Source organism: Halococcus saccharolyticus DSM 5350 (assembly GCF_000336915.1).
In the GTDB taxonomy this organism is placed as follows: Archaea; Halobacteriota; Halobacteria; order Halobacteriales; family Halococcaceae; genus Halococcus; species Halococcus saccharolyticus.
Genome location: NZ_AOMD01000030.1, coordinates 43922 through 68337, shown reverse-complemented (window position 1 = coordinate 68337; position 24416 = coordinate 43922). Strand labels below are relative to the sequence as shown.

The following is a 24416-nucleotide window of genomic DNA, read 5'->3' as shown; positions in this document are numbered from 1 at the left end:
CAGCCGACGGCCGTAGTTAAGTTCGTCGTCACGCGGGTCGTGACGATCGCGTCGACCCATCGTGTTCGTCCCTCGGAGCCTCCGTGGTGTTTATAATGACAGCCCCCAGTAGACCGGGTATGCCGGACGTACTCGCACGGAGCCTGCTCGACAAAGCCGTCATGGGCTCGGATGGAACCGAGCTCGGCACGCTCTCGACTGTGACGCTCGACTCCGAGACGGGACAGCTCCACGATCTCGTCATCACGCCCCGAAACGAGGCCGAGGGGCAGATCGACCTCGAGCGTGACGACGAGGGCCGGTACACGGTCCCGATCGGCAGCGTCCAGGCGGTCAAAGACCACATCGTCGTCGGTCGGTGATGGAACTCCTCGACGCCTCGGCGTTCATCCACGAGTACGACGCCGACGGAGACATCGCGACGGTCCCTGCAGTCGAAGCCGAGCTCGACGGCGAGAGCGCCTACCGCTTCGACGCGCTCGAAGGCGGCGGAATGTACATCCACGTCCCCGAGGAGGCGGTCGTCGAACGGGTCGAGCGTACCGCCCGCGAGAGCGGCGACGCGGCGGAGCTCTCGACCACCGACGTCCGACTCCTCGCGGCGGCGTTCGAACTCGACGCACGGCTCGTGACCGACGACTACGCGATGCAGAACGTCGCCGAGCGCCTCGACGTGCGGATCGAACTCATCGCGCGCGAGGGGATCACCGAGGAGCGCGACTGGCGCTTCCAGTGTGCCGGCTGTGGCCGCGAGTTCGACGAGAACAAGGATCGGTGTCCGATCTGTGGCAGCGACCTCGCGCGGAAGAACCCATCGTAGCCGCGACGAGCGATTTTCGACCTACAGCAGCCCGGTCGCGCTTCCGGTCGCGTCCACCCACTGGATCGCGAACAGGGTAGCGTTGTAGAGTCCGTGGACGACGATCGGTACGACGAGGTTTTTGGTGCGTTCGTAGATCCCACCGAGGATCACGCCGAGCAGCGCTGCGACGACGACGTACGCCAGTTGGCCGGTGCCGCCGCCGATGAGCGCGATCAGATGGACCGCCCCGAACAGCGCGCTCGCGATCGCGATCGCGATCACCGGGCCGAACGCCCGTCGGAGCAGTCCCTGGGCAGCCCCCCGGAAGACGAGTTCCTCGAAGGGAGCGACGAACAGCAGCGTGATCGGAATCATGTAGAGGAACACGACCGGGTTCTGCTGGCCCATCGCGATGACCTGGTTCGTGGCGGGCACGATCCCGAACTGTGAGAGGATGGCGCCGACACCGGTCGAGACGATCAGAAGGATGACGACACCGGCGACGATCCAGCCGACGCTCGCGAGATCGAGCGCGCGTGCCCGCAGCACCGACCACGCGTCGGCGAGCGAGAGATACGCGGCGACTGCGATCCCGAAGCCGACGAACTGGGCGATCGAGCTGACGACGTAGGCAATGGTGGAGTCGCGCCCGGCGATCCCGAGCGCGTCGAGCGCGGCGAGGGCGATCGACGCGACGAGCCCCCCAAGGAGAATGGCGAGCGCGACGACCGCGATCGCCGACAGGAGATCGAGGAGCGCGCTCCGGCCATCGACACCCGCAGACTCCCGATGATCCGACGCCATGTGTTACACCGCCTTGGAACGGCGAGCGAATACGTCCTGTGATCTTTCGTCGGTCGGCCTGGACTTCCCTAGTCGTGTTCACTCGACGACGAGTTCGGCCTTGTCGGCCACGGCGTCGGCCTCCGCGAACTCACCGCCACCGAGCAGCCCGCGCGCCGCGCGCTTTCCCCACTCGACCGCGGGCTGGGTGAAGGTCTCGATGCCGTAGAGTTCGCCAGCGAGCACGCACGCGGCCTCCATCGTGTAGAGCAGTTCGCCAACCGCGCGCTCGTCGAGCCGGTCGAGTTCGATGCGAACGGACGGTCGGTCGGCGGCCGCGAGGCTCGCCTCGGTGGCGTCGAACTCCGCGTCGAGCAGGTCGCCGAGATCCGTGCCGCCGAGGTAGGCAAGTTCCTCGCGGTCGGTCGCCGGTATCTCGCGATTGGGGCGCTCGCGCGGCCGGACGAGGGTCACGAGCGTGTTCGCCGGGCCCGCCCGGTAGCGCTGGAGCTGTGAGTGCTGGTCGGTCGCGCCGAGCGCCCGGGTAGGGAGCTGACCGAGGCCGTCTTTCCCCAAACTTTCGGCCCAGAGCTGGGCGAACCACTCCGCAAACGGTTCGAGGGGTTCGGCGTAGGGCATCATCGCGTTGACCGCCGCACCCCGGATGTCGAGCGCGTACGCGATCGCACCGTAGGCGTAGGCAGGTGTCTCGAACAGCGACCCCGAGAGGTCGGCTGCGCGCCGGCCGCCGTCGAGCACGGCCTCGATGTCGTGGCCACGGATCGCTGCCGGGACGAAACCCACAGCGGAGAGTGCAGAGAAGCGACCCGGCACCCCGTCTGGAACGGTGAGTGCGGGCAGGTCGTGAGTCTCGGCGAGATCGCGGAGCGGGCCCGACTCACCGGTGGTCACCACAGTCCGATCGGTCCAGTCGACGCCCGCATCCTCGTACGCCTCGCGGACCACGAGGAAGTTCGCGAGCGTCTCGGCGGTGGTCCCCGACCGCGAAACGACGTTCAGTACTGTATCCTCGAGCGGAAGCGCGTCGAGGGTGCGCGAGACGTGTTCGGGATCGACGTTGTCGAGGGTGTGAACTCGGGAGTCACCGAGTGCGCCCGCGATCGTGGCCGCGCCGAGCGCGCTCCCGCCGATCCCGACGACGAGGACGTGTTCGGCCCCTTGAAGGGGGGAAACTGCTTCGGTGATCGTGTCGGGATCAGTAGTGTGAGGGAGGTTCAGCGCGGCGTAGCCGAACTCGTCGGCGTCGCGGCCGCGTTCGATCCGGTCGTGACAGGTCGCGACCCGGTCGTCGAGTCGGTCGAGCGCGTCCCGCGAGATACCCGGGCTGGCCTCGGCGGCGAGCGCGTTGCCGATATCGATTTTCATAGGTGGGGTGGCTCACCCCGTGGTAAAGTCGTTGTCGACCGCGGCGCTTAATCGCCCGGCCACCCGATCTCCGGCATGGCCGACGGCTCCGGTACGGTAGAGGGTTCCGAGGGGACCAACGGGGTCGGCGAGCAGGGTGACGGCGGGACAACGTACTCGGGGCTGCTGACCGCGATCCCCTACGCGTTCCGAGCGAGTGGGTCCCGGCTGTTCAGAGGGTATGCGATCGTCGGCACGCTCGCAACCGTCCTGGTGACGGTGTTGATGGCGCTCGCACTCGTCACGGTGTTCGGCGCGACCGCGACCGGGACGGGCGGCGGTTCGTTGACCCTCTCGCGGGCGTTTTACGTGGTGGTCGGGCTGTTCGTGGTCGGACCGATGCTCGCGCCGATCCTCCTGGTCGCGCGCCGCCACCGCCGCGAGGGCTCGACGGCACGCTACGACGCGGCGCTCGGGATCGCCGGGTTCGTCTACTTCGGCTCGCTGTACTGTGGTCTCCTGATCTCGGTGCCACCAGGTCAACAGGAGTCCGTCAACGGGGCGCTCGCACCGCTCGTGGGGTGGTTCTACGCGCTGCCACAGCTCGCCGGCCTCGCACCGCCAGTGCTCGCCGCTGGGCTGATCTGGGTGGCACACCGATACACGAGGTGACTGGGCTGTCATCCGGCCACGACGGACCGGAAAGCATCAATCGGGTGGCGACCGAAGCGACGGTATGGCAAAGCACGGAACCTTTCTCGTCACGCACGCCGACGACGATTCCGTAGTACTGAAAGACACCGCGGATGGCCAGGTCCATACGCTCGCCACGAACCCCGATCCGGATGGCGACGCGCTGGCGGCGGACGAGGCGATCGAGGCCACCATCGCGCCCGAACCACCCCTGGAAGTGGCGTGGGAACTTCGCGAGATCGAAGACCGACGATCGCTGACCGTCGAACGGAGTCCGGAGCCACCCACGACCCAAGAACGCGAGATCGCCGCCGATCAGGAGCAAGGCGATCTCACTCGACGCGAGCGGGCGGGTATCGGCGAAATTCACGTTCTCACGGTACCGCCCGATCAGACCGACGATGCGGTTGCGGACGTATTAGGCGATGAGGCGACGCTGGTACGGGCGGCCGATCTCGGCGTCGAGCGTGTCGAAGTGCGTGCCGACGACGAGGGCGTGGTGAGCGTGCGCTACATGCCCTGACGGAGAGAGAAGCCGAACGGAGAAAGCTTATTCCGTGAGAAGGTGAATCGGCGGTCATCAGCGCATGAAACGAAGGAATATTGGTGTTTGGGTGGCTGTAGCGGCGGTCTGTCTGCTCGTTCTCTGTTCGTTCTCGACGGTAGTCGTGGCCCAGGACGGAACGGACGGCGAGCCGAACGACGGCCGCGAAAACGCGACACGACTTTCGTTCCAGCCGACTGCCGTCGAGGGTGTTTCCGAAGCGTCCGTCAGCGCGTTCGTGAATCGATCGGAGCCAGCGGTGTTCGGTCCCGGTGACGAAGAAGACTGGTATTCGTTCGAGGTCGAAGCTGGACAGGCAATTCGAGCGTGGGCATACGTCGGTATGGGGGAGAAGAGAGCGTTCCTCGTCGGACCAGATGGTCAACAGTTGGCTGAGTTCGGCAGCTACGGTGATTTGCGACCCACTGGCATCACTGCTGAAAAGTCAGGGACGTACTACATTCGTCTTGTGAATCGCGGTGGCACTGCCGGGTCCAGTGAGTACAGCTTCCATGCCCAGGTAGCACGAGAGAGTCAACTCGAACCAAACAACGCCCGAGCCGCTGCTGCTCCAATAACTCCGGGAGAGCCAGTCGCTACTACCCTGACACCAGCTACCGAAACGGACTGGTTCGTCGTTGATGCGAACGATGGAGCAACGATCAACGCGACACTCGAAAGCCTGTTCAAGTTGAGCCCAGAAATCAAAGCGCCCCTCTCGGTCGATGTATTCAACTCTGCTGGTGAGAGGGTGAGTGAAGTGCATCAGCTTCCGGACCAATCAGAAGGGGTGAACCAGACGAGTGAATATGCTGGGGCACAGAGCGCGTCGGTGGTTACGGAGTCTGTCGAAGAAGGCACTTACTACATCCGTGTGACGAGCGATCGAGAGTATGTGTCCAGTTCCCCTGGACCCGGTTTCGGATTCAGTCCGTACTCCGTTACTGTTTCGGGTGAAGGACTGACGGCTCCGACGACGCCGACCACCGCTCCAACCGAAACGTCGAGCAACACCGATAGGCTCGTCATCATCGGCGGCAGCCCCGAGAACAAAGTCACCTACCGGGTTGGCTACGAGGGACAGGTCGAGCGGAGCGGCGAGAGCCACGGCGCGCCGATCGACGATGAGGGTGTCACCGTCGACAGGGACGTTGATGACATCTCGAACTCGCGCATCGATGGCCGGCTCGGCGGTGGCGGCGACGCCTACCTCGTCGATGGCGAAGTGACGGGTCTCGAACTCGATGGCGACGCGCGAGTGTTCATCGATGGCGAGGAGGTCGATCCGGATTCGCTCGGCGACGTTCCGGACCGAAAAACGGCCACAGCAACGCCGACTGCAACGCCTACTCCCACGCCCACCGAGACGGCAACCGCAACGTCGACGCCTACCACGACAGCGACGCCAACCGCCACGCCGACGCCAACCGCAACAGCGACACCGACCGCGACCGCAACAACTGCTGAGACCACAACAGCCACCGAGACCGCAACACAACGCCCGACCACGGAATCGGCGGTGACCGAAAGCACGCAGACAGCGACCACAGCCGCAAACTCCAGCGGGGAGGTCGTCGGCAGCACCGCATCCGAGACGACGACCACATCGACCGGGCCTGGCTTCGGTCTCGTGGGCGCACTGCTCGGAGCGCTCGTGGCCACCGTGCTCGCGGTCCGAAAGCGCTGATTGCGGCGTCGATCGCCTGGCAGCCGACGAACACCCCGGAACAGAAGGCATATACTACGTTGTCATGAATCTGGGCGAAACCCATGGATCGTGCAACGATATCGGGTCGGCTTGTGATTCTCGCGGTGGCGTTCGTGATCGTATCGAGCGTGCTCGCCCCGACAGCGGTGGCACAGTCCGGGGCTCAAGAGGAACGCGAGCCGAACGACACGCGGGAGAGCGCGACCCCGATCGAACAACGAACGGCGATCGAGGGGGTTGTCAACGATTCCGACGTAGATTTCTTCTCGTTCGAGGCCAGCGAAGGAGCGATCATCAGGATCACCGACGGGTTCGCTGCCGTGAGTGGTGGGGCGGACGCAACGCTCGTGGCTCCGAACGGTGACGTGCTTGGGAGCGACATACTCGGGTCTTCGACGGCCGGGACAGCCGAGATCGGTGCGCGTGCTCAAACGACCGGAACCTACGTCGTTCGACTCGAAGCCGACGATACGGGAAGCCGATACTCCTTTTCGGTCGCCACGACCGGCCGTGACAGGTTCGAACCGAACAACGACCGCGGGAGCACGACGCGGATCGACCCGAACGGGGCGGTCGAAGGGACGATCGTGAACGGGACAAACCTCCCCGCCGACGAGGACTGGTTCGCGGTCGAGGCGAGCGCCGGCGAGAATCTCACCGCAGCGGTCGAGAAAGGGGATGGGGGCCTGAACTTCGGAAGCCCCGAAACAGGTCAGAACCTCCGGATCGATGTCTTCGATCCTGACGGTGAACGACTCGGGAGCAACGAGACCGTCGCCGAGGGCGGCACCGTTCGCGACACGGCATCCCAGCGGATCAGCGCCGACGAGGAAGGGACGTACTACGTCAGAATTAGCTCGACCGACGGCTTCGGTGGGGTCACAGGGTTCGTCGAATACACCCTCTCGATCACCGGAGACGGTACGGCTGAGCGGCCCGAAACCGGAACGAACGCACTGGTAATCGCCGGCGGCAGGCCGGAGAACAAGGTGTCGTACGAGGTCGGCTTCGAAGGCAGCGCCGAGCGAAGCGGCGAGAGCCACGGTGCGCCGATCGAAGATCGTCACGTGACCGTCGATGAGGATGTCGACGAGATTGAGAACGGCAGGATCGACGGCCGACTCGGCGGCGGTGGTGACGCGTACCTCGTCAACGGCGAAATCACCGGTCTCGAACTCGACGGCGACGCCCGGGTGTTCCTCGACGGCGAGGAAGTCGATCCCGCCTCGTTCGGCAGCGTTTCGGACCGAGCAACGTCGTCACCAACGCCGACGTCGACCACCACGTCAACGCCGACAGCGACACCGTCATCGACGCCAACCGCAACACCGACCCCCACGCCATTGCCGACGACCACAACCGCAACCGCTACGCCCACCGATGGGTCGAGCACCACGTCCCTCGCGACTGGGACCCAGACCGTAACCCAAACCACGACGCCGACGGCAGCGGAGCCGACGACCAGTACTGGAACCGACGCGACGACGCCGACGGACGGTGACGGGCGGATCGTCGGCGGAGCGACGACCGAGGACGAGACGACCTCGTCGAGCGGTCCGGGTTTCGGCCTCGTGAGCGGGCTCGTTGCGATCGTCGCGGCCGCCGGATTCGCCGTACGTCGGCGGTGATCGAACCGAGCCGTCGCCGACGAATACACCAGAAAGCCTATCACACGCTGCTATGAACGAACGTGAAAATCATGACCAAAACCATGAATAGAATCACGAACACGAAGCGGATCGTGGTCCTCGTGATGGGACTCGTGCTCGTATCGAGCCTGCTCGCCCCGGCAGTGGTAGCACAGTCCGGGAATCAAGGCGAGCGCGAACCGAACGACACGCGGGAGACCGCGACGCCGATCGAGAAAGGACAGTTCGTCGAGGGCACAGTGAACGCCACCGACGAGGACTGGCTCGCGTTCGACGCTGAGGCTGGCCACGCCATCCGGGTGACGGGTGGCGTCGGAGCGGAGTATCCGGAACTCACACTGTACGGGCCGGACGGCGATGAGCTCGGCAGCGGGACGGCCGGTGGGACGGCGAATATGGTCGAGATCGGCACGACAGCCCCCGAGACGGGAACATACTACCTCCAGATCAGCTACGAGAACGAGTACGAGGCACAATACGGCGTTTCGGTTGCGACCGGAGCGGCTGACGGGTTCGAGGCGAACGACGACCGTGGGAGCGCGGCAGCGATCGAACCCGGTAGCTCGCACGATGCGACGCTCCTTGCGGGCGAAGACGACTGGTTCGCGGTCGAGGCCGATGCGGGCGAGAACGTCACCGCCAGCGCCGAACTGACGAACACCGGTGGTGAGGTCGCCCAGAACGTTCGGACGGAACTCTACAGTCCGGACGGCAACCGAGTCGGTGAGGTCGGGGCGAACATGGGTATGGAAAGCGGTCCATCGAACCGGACCTACGGACCGGAGATCGGATATAAGCCGATCGCGAGCCAGCACCACATCGCTAGCGAATCCGGCACGTACTACGTCCGCGTCAGTCCGGCCGAATCCGGGAGCGTCGCCGGCTTCGTCGGCTACGAACTGTCCGTCGGGACGACCGGCAGCTCCGACGACGGATCGTCGGGCGACGCCAAGTCACTGGTAATCATCGGTGGCAGCCCGGAGGACAAGGTCTCCTACGAGGTCGCCTTCGAAGGAAGCGCCGAGCGAAGCGGCGAGAGCCACGGTGCGCCGATCGAGGATCGTCACGTGACCGTCGACGAGGACATCGACGGGATCGAGGACGGCAGGATCGACGGCCGACTCGGCGGCGGTGGTGACGCGTACCTGATCGATGGTGAATTGACGGGCCTCGAACTCGACGGCGATGCCAGGGTATTCCTTGACGGCGAGGAAGTCGATCCAGGTTCATTCGGCGGCGTTTCCGACGAGGACACCGCAACGCCGACACCGACTGCGACGCCAACATCGACATCCACACCGACACCAACCGCAACGCCAACTCCCACGCCTACCGAGACGGCAACCGCGACACCGACTGCAACACAGACGGCTACCTCCACACCGACTGCAACACCAACATCCACTCCGACGCAGACCGCAACACCAACCACGACCACGACGGCTACGCCGACTGACACTGCAACGACAACCGACACACCGACCCACACCACGACCGGGACGGGCAACGCGACGACCAACGACACCGGCGGACAGGTCGTCGGCGGAGCGGACGGCCAGAACGAAACCACGTCGTCAGGTGGTCCCGGGTTCGGTCTCGCGGGTGGCGTCGTCGCGGTGCTGGCGGCGATTGCGCTCGCCGTGCGGCGGGACTGACTGGACCGCTCGGAAGACCGCAGCGGGGCGATTCGGTGCGATATACGAAGGCTTATTCGGGGGCGTTCCGCACCGCAGGACATGGTTGCGTTCGACGTGCCGGACGTGGAGTACACCCGGTACTCGAACCGTCAGCTCGCGGCGATCCCGCTGGCGGTGCTCGCGCTCGCGCTGGCGGTGCTCGCCGGCTGGTATATCATGACGGGTGCGCCGGTGACGCCGGGGATCGCGTTCACTGGTGGCAGCGAGATCCAGATCGTGACTGACGACAGCCAAGCCGCGATCGAGGATGCCTTCCCCACCGAGCCCGAGTCGGTGCGGGCGGTCCGTGGCGAAGGCAGCTACATCGTCACGTTCCAGTCGACCGACACCGACGCGATACGACAGAGCGCCGATCAGGCCGGCTACGAGGTCGAGTCCGTCCAAGGGACCTCGGCGACCTTTGGCTCACGGACCCAGCAGCTCGGCCTGCTCGGTCTCGGTGTGGCGTTCGTCGGGATGGCACTGTTGGTGTTCGCGATGTTCCGGACGTTCGTCCCCTCGATCGCGGTAGTGCTGTCGGCGTTTTCCGACATCGTGATCCCGCTCGCGCTGATGAACGTCTTCGGGATCAAGCTCTCGCTCGGGACCGTCGCCGCACTCTTGATGTTGATCGGGTACAGCGTCGACTCGGACATCCTCCTCAACAACCACATCCTCCGGCGGCGTGGTGACTTCTACGAGAGCACCTACCGCGCGATGCGGACCGGGGTAACGATGACGCTGACGTCGCTCTCGGCGATGGCGGTGATGGCGATCGTGGCGACGTACTTCGACATTCCGCTCCTGCCCGAGATCGGCACCGTGCTGGTGTTCGGGCTCACGGCCGATCTGATGAACACCTATCTGATGAACGTGAGTCTGCTGCGGTGGTACAAGTACGAGGGCGTGGCACGATGATCCGGGAGAACTGGCGGCTCGTCCTGCTCGTCGTGTTCGTGATCGCTGCCGGGGTCGCGCTGTTCGCGCCCCCACTCGGTGGCGGCGGGGCGAACGCGACCGCCGCCGCGCCGACCGCGGACGGGCCGACCAACCTCCAGTACGGGCTCGAACTCTCCGGCGGAACGCGGATCCGCGCGCCACTCGTCGGGCTGACCGCCGAGGGCGTCGACGTCGAACGGGGTAGTCAGGCGAACGTCACTCGGGAGGTCGCAAGCGCGCTGAACGTCTCCGGGGCGGACGTCCAAGTCCGAGTCGGCAACGGTTCGGCCACCGTCGAGGTGTTCCCCGATCGGGTCACGAGCGACGAGTTCGCCGGCGCGCCCGGCAACGTCTCACAAGAAGAGTTCACACGAGCGCTCCAGTCTGCGGGCCTCGACGTTTCGAGAGGCGACGTCAGCGAGGGCGTGACCGACCAGACCTACGAGACGGCGGTCAACACGCTCGACAACAAAGTCAGCGAGTCAGGGCTTGCGGGCGGGTCGGTACAAACCGTGCAGTCGGCGGGCGAGCAGTACATCCAGATCGAGGTCCCGAATCAAAATCGCTCGGAGGTCCAGGACCTCGTCGCTGATCAGGGCCGAGTGACGACTGTGGCGTACTTCCCGGTCGAAGGGAATGAGACACCGGCGTACTGCGAGCCGGGGAGTTGGGACAACGCCTCGTCGAACGGGACGGTGCCGGAGGGGTACTGTAGCGTGACGGTGCTCGACAGCCAGGAGGGGTTCCAGGACATCCAGCCCGTTCAACAAGAGAGTGGCGAGCCATTCGTTCCGGTGACGCTGACTGAGGAGGCTGACGGGCCGTTCGCACAGTCGATGCAGGACTATGGCTTCGCCGACCGCGCAAACGCGAGCACGTGTCGGTTCGACGAGAGCCGGACTGGTCACTGTCTGCTCACGGTGGTCGACGGCCGGGTGGTCTACTCCGCCGGCGTAGAGGGGGATCTCGCGGCCTCGTTCGCCACCGACGACTTCGAGAACCGGCCGGCCTACCGGACTTTCGCACCAAACATCTCGACGGCTCAGGAGCTCCAGGTCAACCTTCAGGCTGGTGCGCTGCCCGCCCGGCTCGACATCGATGCCGGAACGAGTCAGTTCATCCTGCCGGATCTCGCCGAGAAGTTCAAGCGGTTCTCGCTCATCACGGGACTGATCGCGGTGCTCGCGGTGGCAGTCACGGTGTTCATTCGGTATCGCGACCCGCGGGTAGCGATTCCGATGGTGTTGACCGCGCTCGCGGAGGTGTTCATCCTGCTCGGGTTCGCGTCGGCGGTCGGGCTCGCGCTCGATCTCTCGTACATCGCCGGATTCGTCGCGGTGATCGGCACCGGGGTCGACGACCTCGTAATCATCGCCGACGAGATCCTCCAAAGCGACGTGAAGACCGGCCGGGTGTTCAAGAGCCGGTTCCGGCGAGCGCTGTGGGTCATCGGCGCGGCCGCCGCCACCACCATCATCGCGATGAGCCCGCTCGCGATCCTCAGCCTCGGCGATCTCCGTGGGTTCGCCATCATCACCATCGTCGGCGTCCTCATCGGGGTCCTGGTCACTCGCCCGGCCTACGGCAACATCCTTCGGAACCTCGTGACCGAGGACTGACGGCGGGCGCATCGGTATCGATCCGTCCTCGGTCGAGCCATCGAGGTGCGTGTGTGAACCAGTTGTTGTCGGCGCGCGGGAAGTGCGTCTTCGACGCACGACTCGCGCGAGGGATGACCGAGTGAGGCGAGCGCAGCGAGCGAACGAGGGAGTCGGCTGGGGAAGTGTGTGAGCTGTGCGGGGCAGTTCGTCGGAAAAGAGAACGAGTGGATGTTGGTCGTGAGCGCCGCTCACTCGGGGCCGCAGTCCGTGTCACCGGATTCGCAGACGAGATCGGGGTCGACCGCGTAGATCGTCACGGCCTGGTTCTCGAACGCGACCGAGACGTTCGGCTGACGCGCGTAGTTCTGGACGTCGCCGTAGCGGTCGCGTTCGGGTGGGCCGACGTAGATGTAACGCACGTCGTACCTGTCGAGCACCGGCGCGCCCGCCGACCAGGGTTCGGTGTAGATCGTGTTCACGGCCGCGACGCGCTCCTCGAACGCCGCCGCGCCGCGGTAGCCGCGCTGGTGTCGCCACCCGATCACGGTCGGCACGCCGGTGAGGGTCGCTGGCGCGCTCGTCCACGTGTACATCTGGGTGCCCGGTTCGGTGACGATGTTCGGCTGGCCCGAGCGGTTGTCGAGCCACGCGATCGATTCGGCCTGAGCCGGTCGGGATTGTTCGACGAATCGCGTTCCGTCGAGGGTCGGATCGAGGCCAGCGGACTCTGCGGGCGGATCGTCGAAATGTGCCGAGAGCGCGAGGCCGGCGAACGTGCCGGTGGCCGGCACCACGAGCGCCGTGACGGCGATGACGGAGAGGCCGGCGGCGAGCGCAGTACGTGGAGTGGATCGACCGGCGAGTGCGCGACCGATCGCGTCGCGGGTGGCCGCGAGCAGCCACGCGAGCGCGACGCCAGCGGCGGTGCCCCAGAGCACCCAAATCTGGAGGTAGACTTTGAACACGGTCTTCCAGCGCACGTTCTGCGTGATCGAGCCCGCACTCACGTACGCGAACTCCACCGCGAGGACGAGGCCCGCACCCGCGACGATCAGCACCGTCTCGTAGCCGACGGGCGCTCCGGCACCGAACAGCGTGGCCGCCGCATCGGACGAACGGCGACGCTCAGGAGGACGTTCCCCGTCCACCGTTGTATCCGTCGATCCCCACAAGGAATCAGCGCGTGTGCGACACACCACCCAGCCGACGACGACGAACGGGCCGGCGAGCGCGACTGCCGCGAGGTCGACGACTAGCCCGAGCACGGCGAGCACCACGACGCCTGCGACGCCCACGACAGCGAGCGCTCTCGGCGATGCGCGCGCGAGTCGGGCGCGCAGCCACGGCGGCCGGCGGGCGACGAGGTAGAGCGCGAAGAGCGTGAGAAAGGCTCCGTGGACGAGAAACAGTTCACCGAGGCCGCTGCGTGGCGGGAGGAACCTGACCCCGCGGACTTCGGGCCTGTGAAAGAGGAGAAATGGCGACGCGAGTACCGCACCCGCGAGGCCCCCGGCGCACGCGAGCACGGTCGCGACGACCGTTCGCGAAACCTCGTATCGGAGTCGAGCGAGACCGGCCGTGACGTCCGGCGGGGCGGGAAGACGACGAGCGATCGCGTCGGGAAGCAGGGTCGCCGGGCGGGCGTCGCCGAGGGCGAGCGAGAGCCAGAGCACGCCGACCGCGCTCGGCACGCTCCACGTGCTGATCAGCGCGCACAGACCCACCGCGGGCGGGAACGCGACGAAGACGAGCGCACGCCGGCGCGTGCGGTCAGCCTCGGGTGTCCGGTAGTACGCAAAGGAGAGCGCCACCGCCACGAGCAGAAAGGTCATGGCGATCATGAACGCGCTCAGATCGCCGTTGAGGAACGACCAGAGCGGGAAGACGTTGAGTGTCCCGTCGATCACGTACCGGCCGTACCAGTACGAGAAGCTCTTCGGCGCAGTGAGGGTCGCGAGCGCCTCTTCGTAGGGAACGCCGCGGACGCCCGCGAAGAAGACACGGCCGTACTGTGCGGCGAGATCGTCGGGGAGAACCCCGAGGACCATTCGGCCCGGCGTCGCGAGGTTGCCGCCGATCCCGACGAAGAAGACCGCGAACGCACCCGCGAGGCGGTGCGAGCGGCCGTGAGAGGACGCAATCGCGCCTGCGAGTCCGTAGGCCGCAGTCACGAGCGACGCGAAGAACCCCGCGAGCGCGAGGTTGTACGCGTAGCGTGCGGGGGTATCCGTGAGCATCGAGAGCAGCGCGGTCATCACGAATCCACCGTAGTAGTACCGGAGGCGCTCGCCCGCGAACCAGAAGTCCTCCGGCGGGAGGCGATCCGCGCGCAGCACCGTCTGGATCAGGCCGAAATCGAGGAACTTCTCGCCGCCGCCCGGATGTACCGCCGGATCGACCGCCCGGATCGCGAGCATGAACGCGAACGCGATCCCGAACACCGCCATCGCAGCGAGGTACGCTCGGAGGTGGATCGATCCGCCGGCACGGAGAGCGAGGCCCGACGCAACGAGCAGGACCGCAACGGCGGCCGCGACCGCGATCCACCCGAAGGTGAGGTGGCCGACCCAGTAGGCGACCAGCGTCAGCACCGCGAGCGAGATCGGGAGCGCGAACGTCGCGCCACGATCGGGAAAGCGCTCGAAGAGGAGAGCGGCGATCGGGAGCCCGGCGAGCGCGAGGAGGGCGTAGCCCGCGAACCACAGCGCGACGAGACCGTACTCCATTCGATCGACCAACCGGTGCGGGACGGCAAAGGGATTCCGTTCGCAGCGTCGTCTTTCGACACCGGACAGTCGGTAGCGGGGAGCGCGTGTAGTGTGCAGTCATCGCGGTCGGCGCGCGGCTGCGCGCCGTTCATCGGCGCGCAACGCCCGTGCGAGGGATGACTGAGCGACGCGAGCGGAGTGAGGGAGTCGGCTGGGGAGGCGTGTGGGTTGTCGCAGTGCTGTACGGTGGAATCAGTGGTCGAACCGCGAGTGACCGGAGGGAGCGAGCGGGTGTTTTTAGTCCAGGTTTTTGCAAGGAGCGGTGCGCGAGCGAAGCGAGTGCACCCGACGCAGTAAAAAGTGGGCGTGGGAGGCGTGTGGGCGGTTTGCAGTGCGGGGCGGACAATCAGTTGCGTCGGCACTCGTGGTTCGTGTTCCCGAACCCCGACGCTCAACAACTACTCAGAACTCAGCGAGCGCCGACTGTTCGGCGGCGGCGAGCGCCTCGCGGCTCGTCTTCCACGACCGGCGCGCGAACGGCGGGAGGTCGCCGTGCTCGTGGACGTACCTGGCGAGAAAGTCACGGGTGGTCGGGTCGCTCGGGTAGCCACTCCCTACGGAACCGTGCTCGTCGGCGAGATCGGCGATATGCGCGTCGCGAGCGACCTTGGCGACGACGCTCGCCGCACCGACGAGGTCGTACTCCTCGTCAGCGCCGTGTTCGGCCGTGATCGCGACGTCGGCGGTCGTGGCTTCGCGGACGCGCCGCCCGAATCGCTCCGCATCGGTATCGCAGGCGTCGATCACGCCGGCCATCCGGTCGGCTGCCGCTTCGGCGTCAGCCCCGACGCTCACCACGCCGTCGATGGCGGCTCCGGCCGCTGCGATCGTGAGCGCGTTGAGGTCGGTGTCGGGCGCGTCGATTTCGGACGGCGTGACCTCGCGAGTCGCGATCGAGATTCGGTCGTCGTCTCGGAGCTCGCCAGCGATGGTCTCACGGCGCGCGGGCGAGAGCCGCTTCGAGTCGTCGATGCCCGCAGGGAGCGCTGCGGGGTCGGCGCGGACACACGCCACGAACAGCGAGCCGAGCACGGGCCCGCGACCGGCCTCGTCGACGCCGAACGAACGCTCCATGCACCCGATCCCGAGCGGCGGCGAAAAGCGTCTTTCGCCCGGGCGGTCAGGCCCGTTCGAGGAGTTCGATCCGGTTACCGAACGGATCGCGAAACGTGAATCGATCGCGGCCGGGGATCGGCGGTTCGTCGACCGTCTCGACGCCGTGGGCTTCGAGCCGTTCACGCGCGGCGGCGACATTCCCTACCTCGAACGCAGGATGTCGCCGGGATCGCTCGTCGGTATCCTCGACGCCGAGATGGATCTCGACGTCGCCCGCGCGATACCATGTGGTATCGGTGTCGCCGAACGAGTCGGGTTGCTCGATCGGCGTCAACCCGAGCACGTCACCGTAGAACTCGCGGGCTGCGTCGATCGAGTCCGGTGGAATCGTAACCTGGACGTGGTCGATCCGTCGCCACTGAATCATGGCCGAGCGAGACGAGCCACAGTGATAAACGTCGGCCTTCCCCGATCACCAGCGCTGATCGAGCGCTCGACGGTCGAAAAATGTGGAGTGTCGGTGTGGTGGTTCAGTCGGCCGCACCCGGCGCGAGCGGTTCGTCTTCGGTCTCCTCGTCGGGTTCGTCGGCCCATTCGGGCATCGCCTCGTCCTCGCGCTCCTCGGTGTCCTCGTACAGCCGAACGTACTCCGTACTCCTGTGATGACACATGAGTTGACACCCCACACGCGCCACGGTACGAGCGTGCTTAACCGTTCCGCCGAGAGTCGCTTTCGCCGCCGTTCGTGTGCTCGTCCGCGTCGGGTTCGTCTCCGTCCGCGCCGATCACGTACTCGGCCGTCGCGAACGGTTCGTCCTCGCCCTCGACCGCGAGGACGTCAAGCGCCGTGACGGTGGCGTCGATCCCGAGCAGCCCCGCGAGGCTTGGCTCCGTCCGGTCGTCGTCGCCGCTCACGAGTTCCTTGACGTAGAGTCCACCCTCGCCACGGAGTTCGACCGTTGCGTGACGTGCGCCATCCTCGTCGTCGCCGGTGCGGTCGGGTTCGAGCTCGCCGTCGATCTCGTACACCGTGCGCTCGCGGGTGCGACTCGCCCGGCGGTGGTCGACGCGTTCTGGGGTGTGCTGATCGATCGTCGCGCCGTCGAGAGCGGCGAGCGCGTCCGTGAACTCCGATTCGGTGACGGGATCGGTGAACTCAACGGCCATCGAGTAGGTCTTGTGGGCGTCGTGTTCCTTCACGCGCTCGACCATCTCGTGGGTCGCGCGCCGGAGGCCCTCGACTTCGACCGTATCGTCGGCGAAGTCGTTGATTGCAGCTTCGAGATCGGCCGTGTCGATCGCGCGTTGGTGGGGCTCCTTGACCTCGATCACGAACGGGCGACCGGTACCGAGCATGCGCGCGTCGACGTCCTCGCGGCCAGCGCCGTGGAACACCGCATCCGCGCCGTCCATCGCGTCCTCGACGACGGGTGCGGTCAGCTCCTCGACGCTCTCGTCGTAGAGGTACCCGCTGCCGCCACAGTAATCACAGGGCTCGGTGCCGCCATCGGCGGCGAGCTGGGTGCCACCGCCGCCGCACTCACGGCAGGGCCACTCGGTCTGGGGGATGTCGCGGTCGAGCTTGCGATACCGACCGTAGACGAACGCGGGATTGATCTGTGCGTCCACGTCGCCACGTTCGAGGTTGACGAGCGCGAGCACGTCCGGACGCTCGAAGTCGACCTCGGTATCCGTACGTTCACCCACCCGCTTGCCGACCTCGCGATTGAGGGCGGACTTGAACGACTCGCCCGTGTCGGCGGGCAAGCCACTGTCCTCGCGAAGCAGCCGATCGTTCTCCTCGATCAGTGGCGGAACGCGTGTCCCGACTTGGTAGGTCGCGAACTCGATTCCGTCGAGGGCGTCGACCGCGCGCTCGGCCAACGCGTCGTACCGGCCACATTCGCCCTCACAGACCCAGCACGCGTCCGGCCCCTCCGAGGATTCGAACGGTTCGTCAGTATCGAGCGCGCTCGCGACCCGGAGGGCGTGGCCGCGCTCATCGTTCGTGAGACCGAAACTCCGATCGGCGAAGACGCGACCGAGACAGGCATCGCAGACGGGACCGTTGGCGATGACGGCCCGTGCGTCGTCGAGGATGGACATGGAGTTTCGAGGGGCGGACCACACACACCAGTTGTGATTCGTCGGCGGGGAGTCGATCGACCGATCGGATCGGTCGGCGTTCAGGCGATGACGGTTTCGACCATCCGACGACAGAGGCTGACGCTGTCGTAGCCCGAGTAGCGTTCGAGACCGAGCACGAGCGCGGTGTAGACCGCGACGCCCGCGACGACCAAGACGACGAGTTCGAGCACGGCCGATCCGACGACGAGCGATTCCCGAAGGCCGAGGACCGCGCCGCCCATGACGGCGCTCGCGAGCGCAGGGTACGCGAGCAACCGGAGAAGTTCGACGTAGCTGCCCTCGACCACCCGGACCGCGAGGTACGACGACACCGGCTCGGAGAAGAGCAGCGAGTTGCCGACGATCACGAGTGCGGTCCCGACCGCGCCGTACGCCGCGGTTGCGGGATAGATGAACGCCGCGATCAGGACGAGCTTGCCGAACTGGATCTTGGTGGCGAAGTCGGGCCGGCCCACGGCCTGGAACAGCGGGCCGGTGGTCGCGCCGAGCGAACGGAGGAGTCCCCAGGCTGCAAGCAGCTGGATCATCGGCACCATCGGTCCCCACTCCTCGGTGAGGAAGGCGTCGACGAACGTCGGCGCGATCGCGGCGATCCCCACTGCGACAGGAAAGGAGACGAACGTGGTGAGCTGCACAGTTTTATAGAACCCATCACGGAGGCGCTGGTCCTCGCTCTGGAGTTTCGCGTAGGTCGGAAAGACCACACTCGAAATCGTCTGGGTCACTTCGGTCGCGGGCGCGTTCGAGACTCGGTAGGCGAGCTGGTAGAGACCGACGACCGCCGTCCCGAGATACCACCCCACGAAGGCGTCGTCACCCTCCATGATGAGAAACAAAACGACGCCCGAGGCGAAGATCCACTTGCCGTAGCCGAACAGTTCGCGCGCGTGATCGAGGTCGAACCGGGGCCACGGCCGATAGTCGACGATCAGATACGAGACGACGAGCCGCGCGGCGTCGCTCGCGACCAGTCCGAACACGAGCGCCCACACCGACCGGGTGGCGAACGCGTAGCTCACCGCCACCGTGACGTACAGCACTGTGCCCGAGAGAGTGTAGACGAACTGCTTGTCGAACCGGAGGTCTTTCTTCAGGTAGAGCAGCGCAGGGTTCTGGAGCCCAGAGAGCACCGGCGAGAGCGCGAGCACTCGGAGGACGCCCGTGAGTTGTGGCTCGTCGAAGACGAGCGGGGACGCCACGATCGGCGCGCTCGCGAACAGGACAGCCGCGATGAGGAGGCTTCGAGCGTTCTGCATCACCCACGCCGTGTCGAGATACGCGTCGACATCCGCTTCCTCACGCTGAATCAGCGCGGCGTCGATCCCGAGGCGTGAGAGTTTGGTCAGCCCGCTCATCACCACCAGCGCGAGCGCCATCACGCCGTAAGAATCGGGACCGATGAGCCCCGCGACGAGCAGCACCATCCCGAGCTGGAGCGCGCGGTCGACGACGTTCGTGAGCGCGACCCAGACACCGCCCGTGACAGCGCGTTCGGCGAGACTGCCGCCCGGCCGGAGTGCGCGCCGGAGGCGCTGCACGACACTTTGGAGAGACACGTGTCGGCGGGAGTTTCCGGGCAGTACGTAAAAACGTCGCCGTCGACGACGCGACGGTAAATGAGGAGAACCGCACGAGAACGACGTGAGAACGACGAGTTTGAGACGGAACGCCGTTTTGCTCGTATCCGACTGAAACGGTAATAAACGGTTGTTCAACGTTGCAAACGCCCACAATAGAAGTGAAGCATGCAGAACGTTGAAATCACTCGACGTAGATGGGCGAGTAATGAGTCTCCGTACAGCCGTCGTCCTCGCGGCCGGCGAAGGAAACCGGCTGCGCCCTCTGACGCACAACCGCCCCAAACCGATGCTCCCCGCGGCGAACAGACCGGTGTTGGAGTACGTCTTCGACGCGCTGATCGACGCCGGGATCGAGGAGATCGTGGTCGTGATCGGGTACAAGCGTGACCGCGTCCAAGAACACTTCGGCCCGACGTACGACGACATCCCGCTCCAGTACGTCGCCCAGGAAAAACAGCTCGGCAGCGGCCACGCGCTGCTCGAAGCCCAGTCGGTCGTCGACGAGCCGTTTCTCATGGTCAACGGCGATCGGGTGATCGAGTCCGGGCTCGTCACGGACGTGATCGGGGAGTTCGAAGCCCATCCCGACGCCGCGGCGACACTTGGAGTGCTCGAACATCGCGACGCCCGCCACTACGGCGCGGTCGCGCTCCACGAGGGCCGGATCGAGGAGATCGTCGAGAAACCCGATTCGGACGATTACCGCCTGATCAACTCGGGCGTCTATGCGTTCCGGACTTCGATCTTCGAGTCGATCGAGGCGACCGAACGTCGGGACGGCGAACTCCAGTTGCCCGACACGCTCGCGGGGCTGATCGACGCGGGCGAGGCCGTCCGCGGCGTGCAGATCGACGGTCTCTCACCACACGCCACCTACCCGTGGGACCTGCTGACCGTGACCCGAGAGATCCTCGCACGCGGCCGGGTCGACGAACCCGCACGCGAGCAGGGCGTCTGGGTCGACGACAGCGCCTTGGTCCACGACGACGCGACGCTTCAGGCCCCGGTCGTGGTCGGGCCGGACTGTGAAGTCGGTCCGGGCGCGGTGGTGGGCCCGGACGTCGCGCTCGGACGCAACGTGACGGTGGAGGCGAACGCCACCGTCGAACGGAGCGTGCTCGATACCGACACCCGAATCGGTCCCGGAAGCACGATTCTGGACTGCGTGACGGGTCAGGACGTCACGCTCGGTGCGGCGAACACGGTCCCCGGCGGCCCGGCCGACGTGCGGATCGACACCCAGGTGTACGAAGAACAGCCGCTCGGCGCAGTGGTTGCCGACCGGGTTCACGCGGGTGGGGCAGTCACGCTCGCGCCAGGGACGCTCGTCGGTCCGGGCGCGCGGCTTCACACCGGAGTCCGTACGAGCGGTCGGATCGAGGCGGACGCGGAGGTGCTCGGCTGATGTGTGGGATCGTCGGCTGCGTCGGCCGTCCCAACGAAACGCTCGACGTGCTGATGCACGGCCTCTCGAAGCTCGAATACCGAGGGTACGATTCGGCGGGCGTCGCACTCGCCAATGGGACTGTGGACATCGAGAAACGCGAGGGAGAACTTGAGAACCTCGAAGCGGCGCTCGAAGGCATTGATCTGGGTGGGCCAGTCGGAATCGGTCACACCCGGTGGTCGACCCACGGCCCGCCGAGCGACCGCAACTCCCACCCTCACGCCGACTGCGAGGGACAGGTCGCGGTCATCCACAACGGGATCATCGAGAACTTCCAGACGATCAAGGACGAGCTGGTCGCGGCGGGCCACGAGTTCGTGAGCGACACCGATACCGAGGTCGTCCCCCACCTGATCGAGTCGGCGCTCGCCGACGGGGCCAGCCCTGAAAACGCGTTCCGTGCGGCGATGGAGCGGATCGAGGGGAGCTACGCGATCGCCGCGGTGTTTGCCGGCGGCGACGCGGTCTACTGTGCCCGAGCGGACTCGCCGCTCGTGCTCGGCGTCGGCGACGACGCGACTTACCTCGCGAGCGACGTTCCGGCGTTCCGGGAGTTCACCGACCGCGTAATCTATCTCGACGACGGCGAAGTCGCCCGGATCAACGCTGAGGGCTGGTCGGTGACGACGCTCGCTGGCGAGCCGGTCGACAAGTCAGTTCACACCGTCGAGTGGGACGCCGAGGAGACGGGCAAGAGCGGCTACGACCACTTCATGCTGAAGGAGATCCACGAGCAGCCACGGGCGCTCCGGCAGTGTCTTCGGGGCCGGGTCGACGAGCTCGGCGGCACCGTCGAACTCGACGAACTCGACGAGCCGCCCCGTCCCACCGCGGTCCAGTTCGTCGCGTGTGGCACTTCCTATCACGCTGCGCTCTATGGCGCGCAACTGTTCCAAGACGCCGGGATCCCTGCCCAGGCGTTCCTCGCGAGCGAGTACGTCACCTCGCCGCCGCCGGCGGGCGAGGCGCTCGTGGTCGGGGTGACTCAGAGCGGCGAGACCGCCGACACCCTGAGCGCGCTCCGGGAAGCGAAAGGCCGTGGCGCGCGCACGCTCGCGCTGACCAACGTGGTGGGGTCGACGGTCTCGCGGGAGTGCGATCACGTCATCTATATCCGGGCCGGCCCGGAGATCGGGGTCGCGGCCTCGAAGACGTTCGCCAGCCAGTTGGCGGCGCTCAACCTGTTCGCGCTCGCCACCGCGAACGGCGGCGATCGGGACGCGCTCGGCGCACTCCGGGATCTCCCGAGCGAGGTGCAAGCCGTGATCGACGATTCGACCGCGGCCGCCGTCGCGGAGGAGTATCTCGACGCGGAGGGCTACTTCTTCATCGGTCGGGGGCTGAACTATCCGGTGGCGCTCGAAGGCGCGCTCAAGCTGAAGGAGATCACCTACCGCCACGCAGAAGGGTTCGCGGCGGGCGAGCTCAAACACGGCCCGCTCGCGCTGGTCACGGAGAACACCCCTGTAATCGCGATCGCGACCGGCGACGACGAACTCGCGCGGAAGACGGTGGGCAACGTCAAGGAGGTCGAGGCTCGGAACGCGCCAGTGATCGCAGTGACCGACGGGCAGTCCGACATCGAACGCTACGCCGATCACGTCCTCCCGATCCCCGAGACCCACCCCCGGACCGCCGCGGTGCTCGCCAACGTCCAGCTTCAACTGTTCGCCTACCACACCGCCGCCCGCCTCGGTCGGTCGATCGACAAACCCCGGAACCTCGCGAAGAGCGTTACTGTCGAGTAGAGCGGTCGAAGAAGCTTCTTCGGTATGACGAGTGCAACACGCAGCAGTCGATAGTCGAGCCACATCTCGGCAGTGACTCGACACGCTATTTCACTCGAATTGTTCGCTCGAAAAGTGCTCCGGCAGGGATTCGAACCCTGGTCATTGCCGTGAGAGGGCAATATGATTGGCCGGACTACACCACCGAACCGACTCACGTACGGCGATTTTCTCGCCTCTACACTTGGATTGGATGTACGCGATCAACATAAAACCCACCGTGATAACCCACTCAACAATGTTGATTGGAATGACCGGTAGTGAGACACGCTTAACATTTATTTCTCTCGCTGTTGGAGCGCATTCGGTGTCAGTAAAATGACCCACTTCGACGAGGTTCGACCGGGAGAGCAGTACCAATCGACCACGACACCCGACGAGGAGGTGTTGGAGGTGGTTGCGAAACGCGACGACGAGATTATCTTCGAGGCCATTGACAGCGGTCGTGTGTTAGATCGCATCAGTCGTAGTGAGTGGGATCCGGATCGGTGGATTCCAGCTTCCACCCGTATGGTTTAGACCAGACCCTGACTGTTCAACTTCTTTAAAAGGACTCCATGGAATGTTACCGCGAGTTTAATACTCACCAGTGACAGTATCCATCGGGGGGATGATGCCATGGCAGAAACCAAGCGATCGAAACCAGAGGCGAGTCTTCAAACCTGTCGGGAATGTAGTAAGAGGATGAAAGAACCGTACATCGGTGACGGAATCTGTTATCACTGTCTGACCGACGGTCACTGAGACGGTTTCTTTCACCCTTACTCTGTGTGTACGGAGCTTGCTTCCTAAGCACGATCAACGTGAAAACGATCCATACTACTTAGCTGATTGTCAAACAGCACAGGAGCCAACCTCCGTCGATACACAGCAAATTAGCTGGCTCTAGACGAATCAAATGAGGAGAAGCACAATGCTTCCCTAACAGCAGATGAATTAAATATGCTTCCTACGCTTATCGGGCGGAGGTTAATAATAGAGTTTCTTCCTCAAGGGTGCTGCAATTAGACCACAGAATAGTTCTCATGATAAATCTCCGTTTGCCAGAGACCAATGGAATCGCAGAATACCCCTCCGTCAACAATGTACTATACCTGAGAGTGGTCCCTAAATCTTGAATCGCCTGTCTCCAATAATCGTGGTAGTTGGCCCACTATTCTCTGGGACGGTAGCCTGACCTTGATAGTGGGGATCGTCTTCCGTATATTCAGTACTTGGCTGTACATTAAGTCCAAGTCCTATCCTGCAATTTGTGAGCTCATCTCGAAATTCGCTCCAACTCCACACGCCGCTCAAGTCAATGCTATTGGGCTCCTTCTCTCCATTGACCCGGGCATCAAGATCGCTGGTAGGATCTACATCCGGTTTTGGAGTCCCCGCTGTCAATACCGGTTTTCCAGGGTCAGGAACGTAAATAAGGGAAGTATTGGGCTTAACTTCATCAACTTCAACCAGCAGTAGTCGTTGAAGAGTAACCGGAAGGTGCTCATGAACCTCAATCAAAGGAAAAGCATAATATACAAATGGGTTGTCAAGAGTGTCGGTATGCTTGCTTTTGATTTGCGACGGAGCGTTATTGGAGAATTTTTGAAGGGTATCTCGTTGAGTTTCGTCGATTTTGAATTTATATCCTCCTGTCTTCAAAATTTTCGGTCTTTTATACTGTAGGCAGAGTTGTTTCACCTCCGGAACAGTAATATCGAATCCTACTTCACTTTCTTCCTTTCCAGAGGTGGCGATCGACTGAATATCGTTGAATTCGTTGCGCATTTGTGTATGAGCAGCAATGACCAGTGTTTCTTCAAGTGGGTGGTTGCTCATGTACTCATGGTCGTGTGCGAAATCCTATTAAATCATCGTCGATGAAAGC

Annotated in this window: 20 protein-coding genes and 1 tRNA gene; 11 read left to right on the top strand and 10 right to left on the bottom strand. The window is 64.8% G+C overall.

Annotation, left to right across the window (positions count from 1 at the left end; genetic code table 11):
- Positions 1 to 119: 119 nt before the first annotated feature.
- Together C449_RS13990 and C449_RS13985 are read left to right on the top strand one after the other, a co-directional pair.
- Positions 120 to 362 (top strand): PRC-barrel domain-containing protein, encoded by a 243-nt coding sequence (locus C449_RS13990; RefSeq protein WP_005043494.1) that lies wholly within the window; start codon positions 120 to 122, stop codon positions 360 to 362.
- On the top strand, positions 362 to 820 hold the full coding sequence (locus C449_RS13985; protein WP_006078693.1) for an NOB1 family endonuclease: 459 nt from the start codon (positions 362 to 364) through the stop codon (positions 818 to 820). The genes C449_RS13990 and C449_RS13985 overlap by 1 nt, the downstream gene beginning before the upstream one ends.
- Positions 821 to 841: 21 nt before the next feature.
- Here C449_RS13985 and C449_RS13980 read toward each other — a convergent pair whose 3' ends face one another.
- Entirely contained in the window at positions 842 to 1606 is a 765-nt protein-coding gene (locus tag C449_RS13980; RefSeq protein WP_006078692.1) for a CPBP family intramembrane glutamic endopeptidase, read from the bottom strand.
- A 78-nt stretch (positions 1607 to 1684) separates the two neighbouring features.
- Positions 1685 to 2971: a hypothetical protein gene (locus C449_RS13975; protein WP_006078691.1), complete on the bottom strand. Its 1287-nt coding sequence runs from the start codon at positions 2969 to 2971 to the stop codon at positions 1685 to 1687.
- A 75-nt stretch (positions 2972 to 3046) separates the two neighbouring features.
- Between C449_RS13975 and C449_RS13970 the strand changes: the two genes are divergently transcribed.
- From C449_RS13970 to C449_RS13940, 7 genes are all read left to right on the top strand, one after another.
- Complete coding sequence (locus C449_RS13970; protein WP_006078690.1) at positions 3047 to 3622, top strand: hypothetical protein; 576 nt, start codon at positions 3047 to 3049, stop codon at positions 3620 to 3622.
- A gap of 64 nt (positions 3623 to 3686) precedes the next feature.
- Positions 3687 to 4166 carry a DUF5812 family protein gene (locus C449_RS13965; protein ID WP_006078689.1) on the top strand — a complete coding sequence of 160 codons (480 nt, stop codon included), beginning with the start codon at positions 3687 to 3689 and terminating at the stop codon, positions 4164 to 4166.
- 916 nt (positions 4167 to 5082) lie between these two features.
- Entirely contained in the window at positions 5083 to 5874 is a 792-nt protein-coding gene (locus C449_RS18730) for a PGF-CTERM sorting domain-containing protein (RefSeq protein WP_241430127.1), read from the top strand.
- Positions 5875 to 5957: 83 nt separating this feature from the next.
- Positions 5958 to 7523, top strand: a complete 1566-nt coding sequence (locus C449_RS18870) for a pre-peptidase C-terminal domain-containing protein (RefSeq protein WP_006078687.1) — start codon at positions 5958 to 5960, stop codon at positions 7521 to 7523.
- A 71-nt stretch (positions 7524 to 7594) separates the two neighbouring features.
- Entirely contained in the window at positions 7595 to 9199 is a 1605-nt protein-coding gene (locus tag C449_RS13950; RefSeq protein ID WP_006078686.1) for a PPC domain-containing protein, read from the top strand.
- A gap of 81 nt (positions 9200 to 9280) precedes the next feature.
- On the top strand, positions 9281 to 10138 hold the full coding sequence (secF, locus tag C449_RS13945) for a protein translocase subunit SecF (RefSeq protein WP_006078685.1): 858 nt from the start codon (positions 9281 to 9283) through the stop codon (positions 10136 to 10138).
- The gene (locus C449_RS13940) at positions 10135 to 11778 is read left to right on the top strand and encodes a preprotein translocase subunit SecD (protein WP_006078684.1); all 1644 of its coding nucleotides are present in this window, start codon (positions 10135 to 10137) and stop codon (positions 11776 to 11778) included. The genes secF and C449_RS13940 overlap by 4 nt, the downstream gene beginning before the upstream one ends.
- A 230-nt stretch (positions 11779 to 12008) precedes the next feature.
- Here C449_RS13940 and C449_RS13935 read toward each other — a convergent pair whose 3' ends face one another.
- The 6 genes from C449_RS13935 to C449_RS13915 all read right to left on the bottom strand — a co-directional run bounded on the left by C449_RS13935 (position 12009) and on the right by C449_RS13915 (position 19288).
- On the bottom strand, positions 12009 to 14486 hold the full coding sequence (locus C449_RS13935) for a DUF2298 domain-containing protein (RefSeq protein WP_006078683.1): 2478 nt from the start codon (positions 14484 to 14486) through the stop codon (positions 12009 to 12011).
- A 444-nt stretch (positions 14487 to 14930) separates the two neighbouring features.
- Complete coding sequence (gene rnhB, locus C449_RS13930; protein ID WP_006078682.1) at positions 14931 to 15602, bottom strand: ribonuclease HII; 672 nt, start codon at positions 15600 to 15602, stop codon at positions 14931 to 14933.
- 46 nt (positions 15603 to 15648) lie between these two features.
- Positions 15649 to 16011 (bottom strand): VOC family protein, encoded by a 363-nt coding sequence (locus C449_RS13925; protein WP_006078681.1) that lies wholly within the window; start codon positions 16009 to 16011, stop codon positions 15649 to 15651.
- A 103-nt stretch (positions 16012 to 16114) separates the two neighbouring features.
- Entirely contained in the window at positions 16115 to 16255 is a 141-nt protein-coding gene (locus tag C449_RS18135) for a hypothetical protein (RefSeq protein WP_161606458.1), read from the bottom strand.
- Between the two features lie 37 nt (positions 16256 to 16292).
- Positions 16293 to 17690 (bottom strand): tRNA pseudouridine(54/55) synthase Pus10, encoded by a 1398-nt coding sequence (locus tag C449_RS13920; RefSeq protein WP_006078680.1) that lies wholly within the window; start codon positions 17688 to 17690, stop codon positions 16293 to 16295.
- Between the two features lie 80 nt (positions 17691 to 17770).
- Positions 17771 to 19288 carry a lipopolysaccharide biosynthesis protein gene (locus tag C449_RS13915; protein ID WP_049914268.1) on the bottom strand — a complete coding sequence of 506 codons (1518 nt, stop codon included), beginning with the start codon at positions 19286 to 19288 and terminating at the stop codon, positions 17771 to 17773.
- 229 nt (positions 19289 to 19517) lie between these two features.
- Between C449_RS13915 and C449_RS13910 the strand changes: the two genes are divergently transcribed.
- Together C449_RS13910 and glmS are read left to right on the top strand one after the other, a co-directional pair.
- Positions 19518 to 20717, top strand: coding sequence for a sugar phosphate nucleotidyltransferase (locus C449_RS13910; protein WP_006078678.1), 1200 nt, complete (start codon positions 19518 to 19520; stop codon positions 20715 to 20717).
- Positions 20717 to 22507, top strand: coding sequence for a glutamine--fructose-6-phosphate transaminase (isomerizing) (glmS, locus tag C449_RS13905; RefSeq protein ID WP_006078677.1), 1791 nt, complete (start codon positions 20717 to 20719; stop codon positions 22505 to 22507). Before C449_RS13910 ends, glmS begins: the two co-directional genes overlap by 1 nt.
- 115 nt (positions 22508 to 22622) lie before the next feature.
- On the opposite strand, the gene C449_RS13900 is transcribed toward glmS, so the two are convergent.
- Together C449_RS13900 and C449_RS17925 are read right to left on the bottom strand one after the other, a co-directional pair.
- A tRNA-Glu gene (locus tag C449_RS13900) sits at positions 22623 to 22696 on the bottom strand.
- 957 nt (positions 22697 to 23653) lie between these two features.
- The gene (locus tag C449_RS17925; protein WP_152415738.1) at positions 23654 to 24367 is read right to left on the bottom strand and encodes a hypothetical protein; all 714 of its coding nucleotides are present in this window, start codon (positions 24365 to 24367) and stop codon (positions 23654 to 23656) included.
- Positions 24368 to 24416: the final 49 nt, after the last annotated feature.

What these genes read in the sequence shown, in the direction of transcription:
- C449_RS13975 (WP_006078691.1), bottom strand. Translation starts at nt 2,971, where the DNA reads ATGAAAATCGATATCGGCAACGCGCTCGCCGCCGAGGCCAGCCCGGGT.
- C449_RS13990 (WP_005043494.1), top strand. Translation starts at nt 120, where the DNA reads ATGCCGGACGTACTCGCACGGAGCCTGCTCGACAAAGCCGTCATGGGC.
- C449_RS13910 (WP_006078678.1), top strand. Translation starts at nt 19,518, where the DNA reads ATGAGTCTCCGTACAGCCGTCGTCCTCGCGGCCGGCGAAGGAAACCGG.
- C449_RS13920 (WP_006078680.1), bottom strand. Translation starts at nt 17,690, where the DNA reads ATGTCCATCCTCGACGACGCACGGGCCGTCATCGCCAACGGTCCCGTC.
- C449_RS13940 (WP_006078684.1), top strand. Translation starts at nt 10,135, where the DNA reads ATGATCCGGGAGAACTGGCGGCTCGTCCTGCTCGTCGTGTTCGTGATC.
- C449_RS13985 (WP_006078693.1), top strand. Translation starts at nt 362, where the DNA reads ATGGAACTCCTCGACGCCTCGGCGTTCATCCACGAGTACGACGCCGAC.
- C449_RS18870 (WP_006078687.1), top strand. Translation starts at nt 5,958, where the DNA reads ATGGATCGTGCAACGATATCGGGTCGGCTTGTGATTCTCGCGGTGGCG.
- C449_RS13965 (WP_006078689.1), top strand. Translation starts at nt 3,687, where the DNA reads ATGGCAAAGCACGGAACCTTTCTCGTCACGCACGCCGACGACGATTCC.
- C449_RS13935 (WP_006078683.1), bottom strand. Translation starts at nt 14,486, where the DNA reads ATGGAGTACGGTCTCGTCGCGCTGTGGTTCGCGGGCTACGCCCTCCTC.
- C449_RS13980 (WP_006078692.1), bottom strand. Translation starts at nt 1,606, where the DNA reads ATGGCGTCGGATCATCGGGAGTCTGCGGGTGTCGATGGCCGGAGCGCG.
- C449_RS13970 (WP_006078690.1), top strand. Translation starts at nt 3,047, where the DNA reads ATGGCCGACGGCTCCGGTACGGTAGAGGGTTCCGAGGGGACCAACGGG.
- rnhB (WP_006078682.1), bottom strand. Translation starts at nt 15,602, where the DNA reads ATGGAGCGTTCGTTCGGCGTCGACGAGGCCGGTCGCGGGCCCGTGCTC.
- C449_RS13925 (WP_006078681.1), bottom strand. Translation starts at nt 16,011, where the DNA reads ATGATTCAGTGGCGACGGATCGACCACGTCCAGGTTACGATTCCACCG.
- C449_RS17925 (WP_152415738.1), bottom strand. Translation starts at nt 24,367, where the DNA reads ATGAGCAACCACCCACTTGAAGAAACACTGGTCATTGCTGCTCATACA.
- C449_RS13950 (WP_006078686.1), top strand. Translation starts at nt 7,595, where the DNA reads ATGACCAAAACCATGAATAGAATCACGAACACGAAGCGGATCGTGGTC.
- C449_RS18135 (WP_161606458.1), bottom strand. Translation starts at nt 16,255, where the DNA reads ATGTGTCATCACAGGAGTACGGAGTACGTTCGGCTGTACGAGGACACC.
- glmS (WP_006078677.1), top strand. Translation starts at nt 20,717, where the DNA reads ATGTGTGGGATCGTCGGCTGCGTCGGCCGTCCCAACGAAACGCTCGAC.
- secF (WP_006078685.1), top strand. Translation starts at nt 9,281, where the DNA reads ATGGTTGCGTTCGACGTGCCGGACGTGGAGTACACCCGGTACTCGAAC.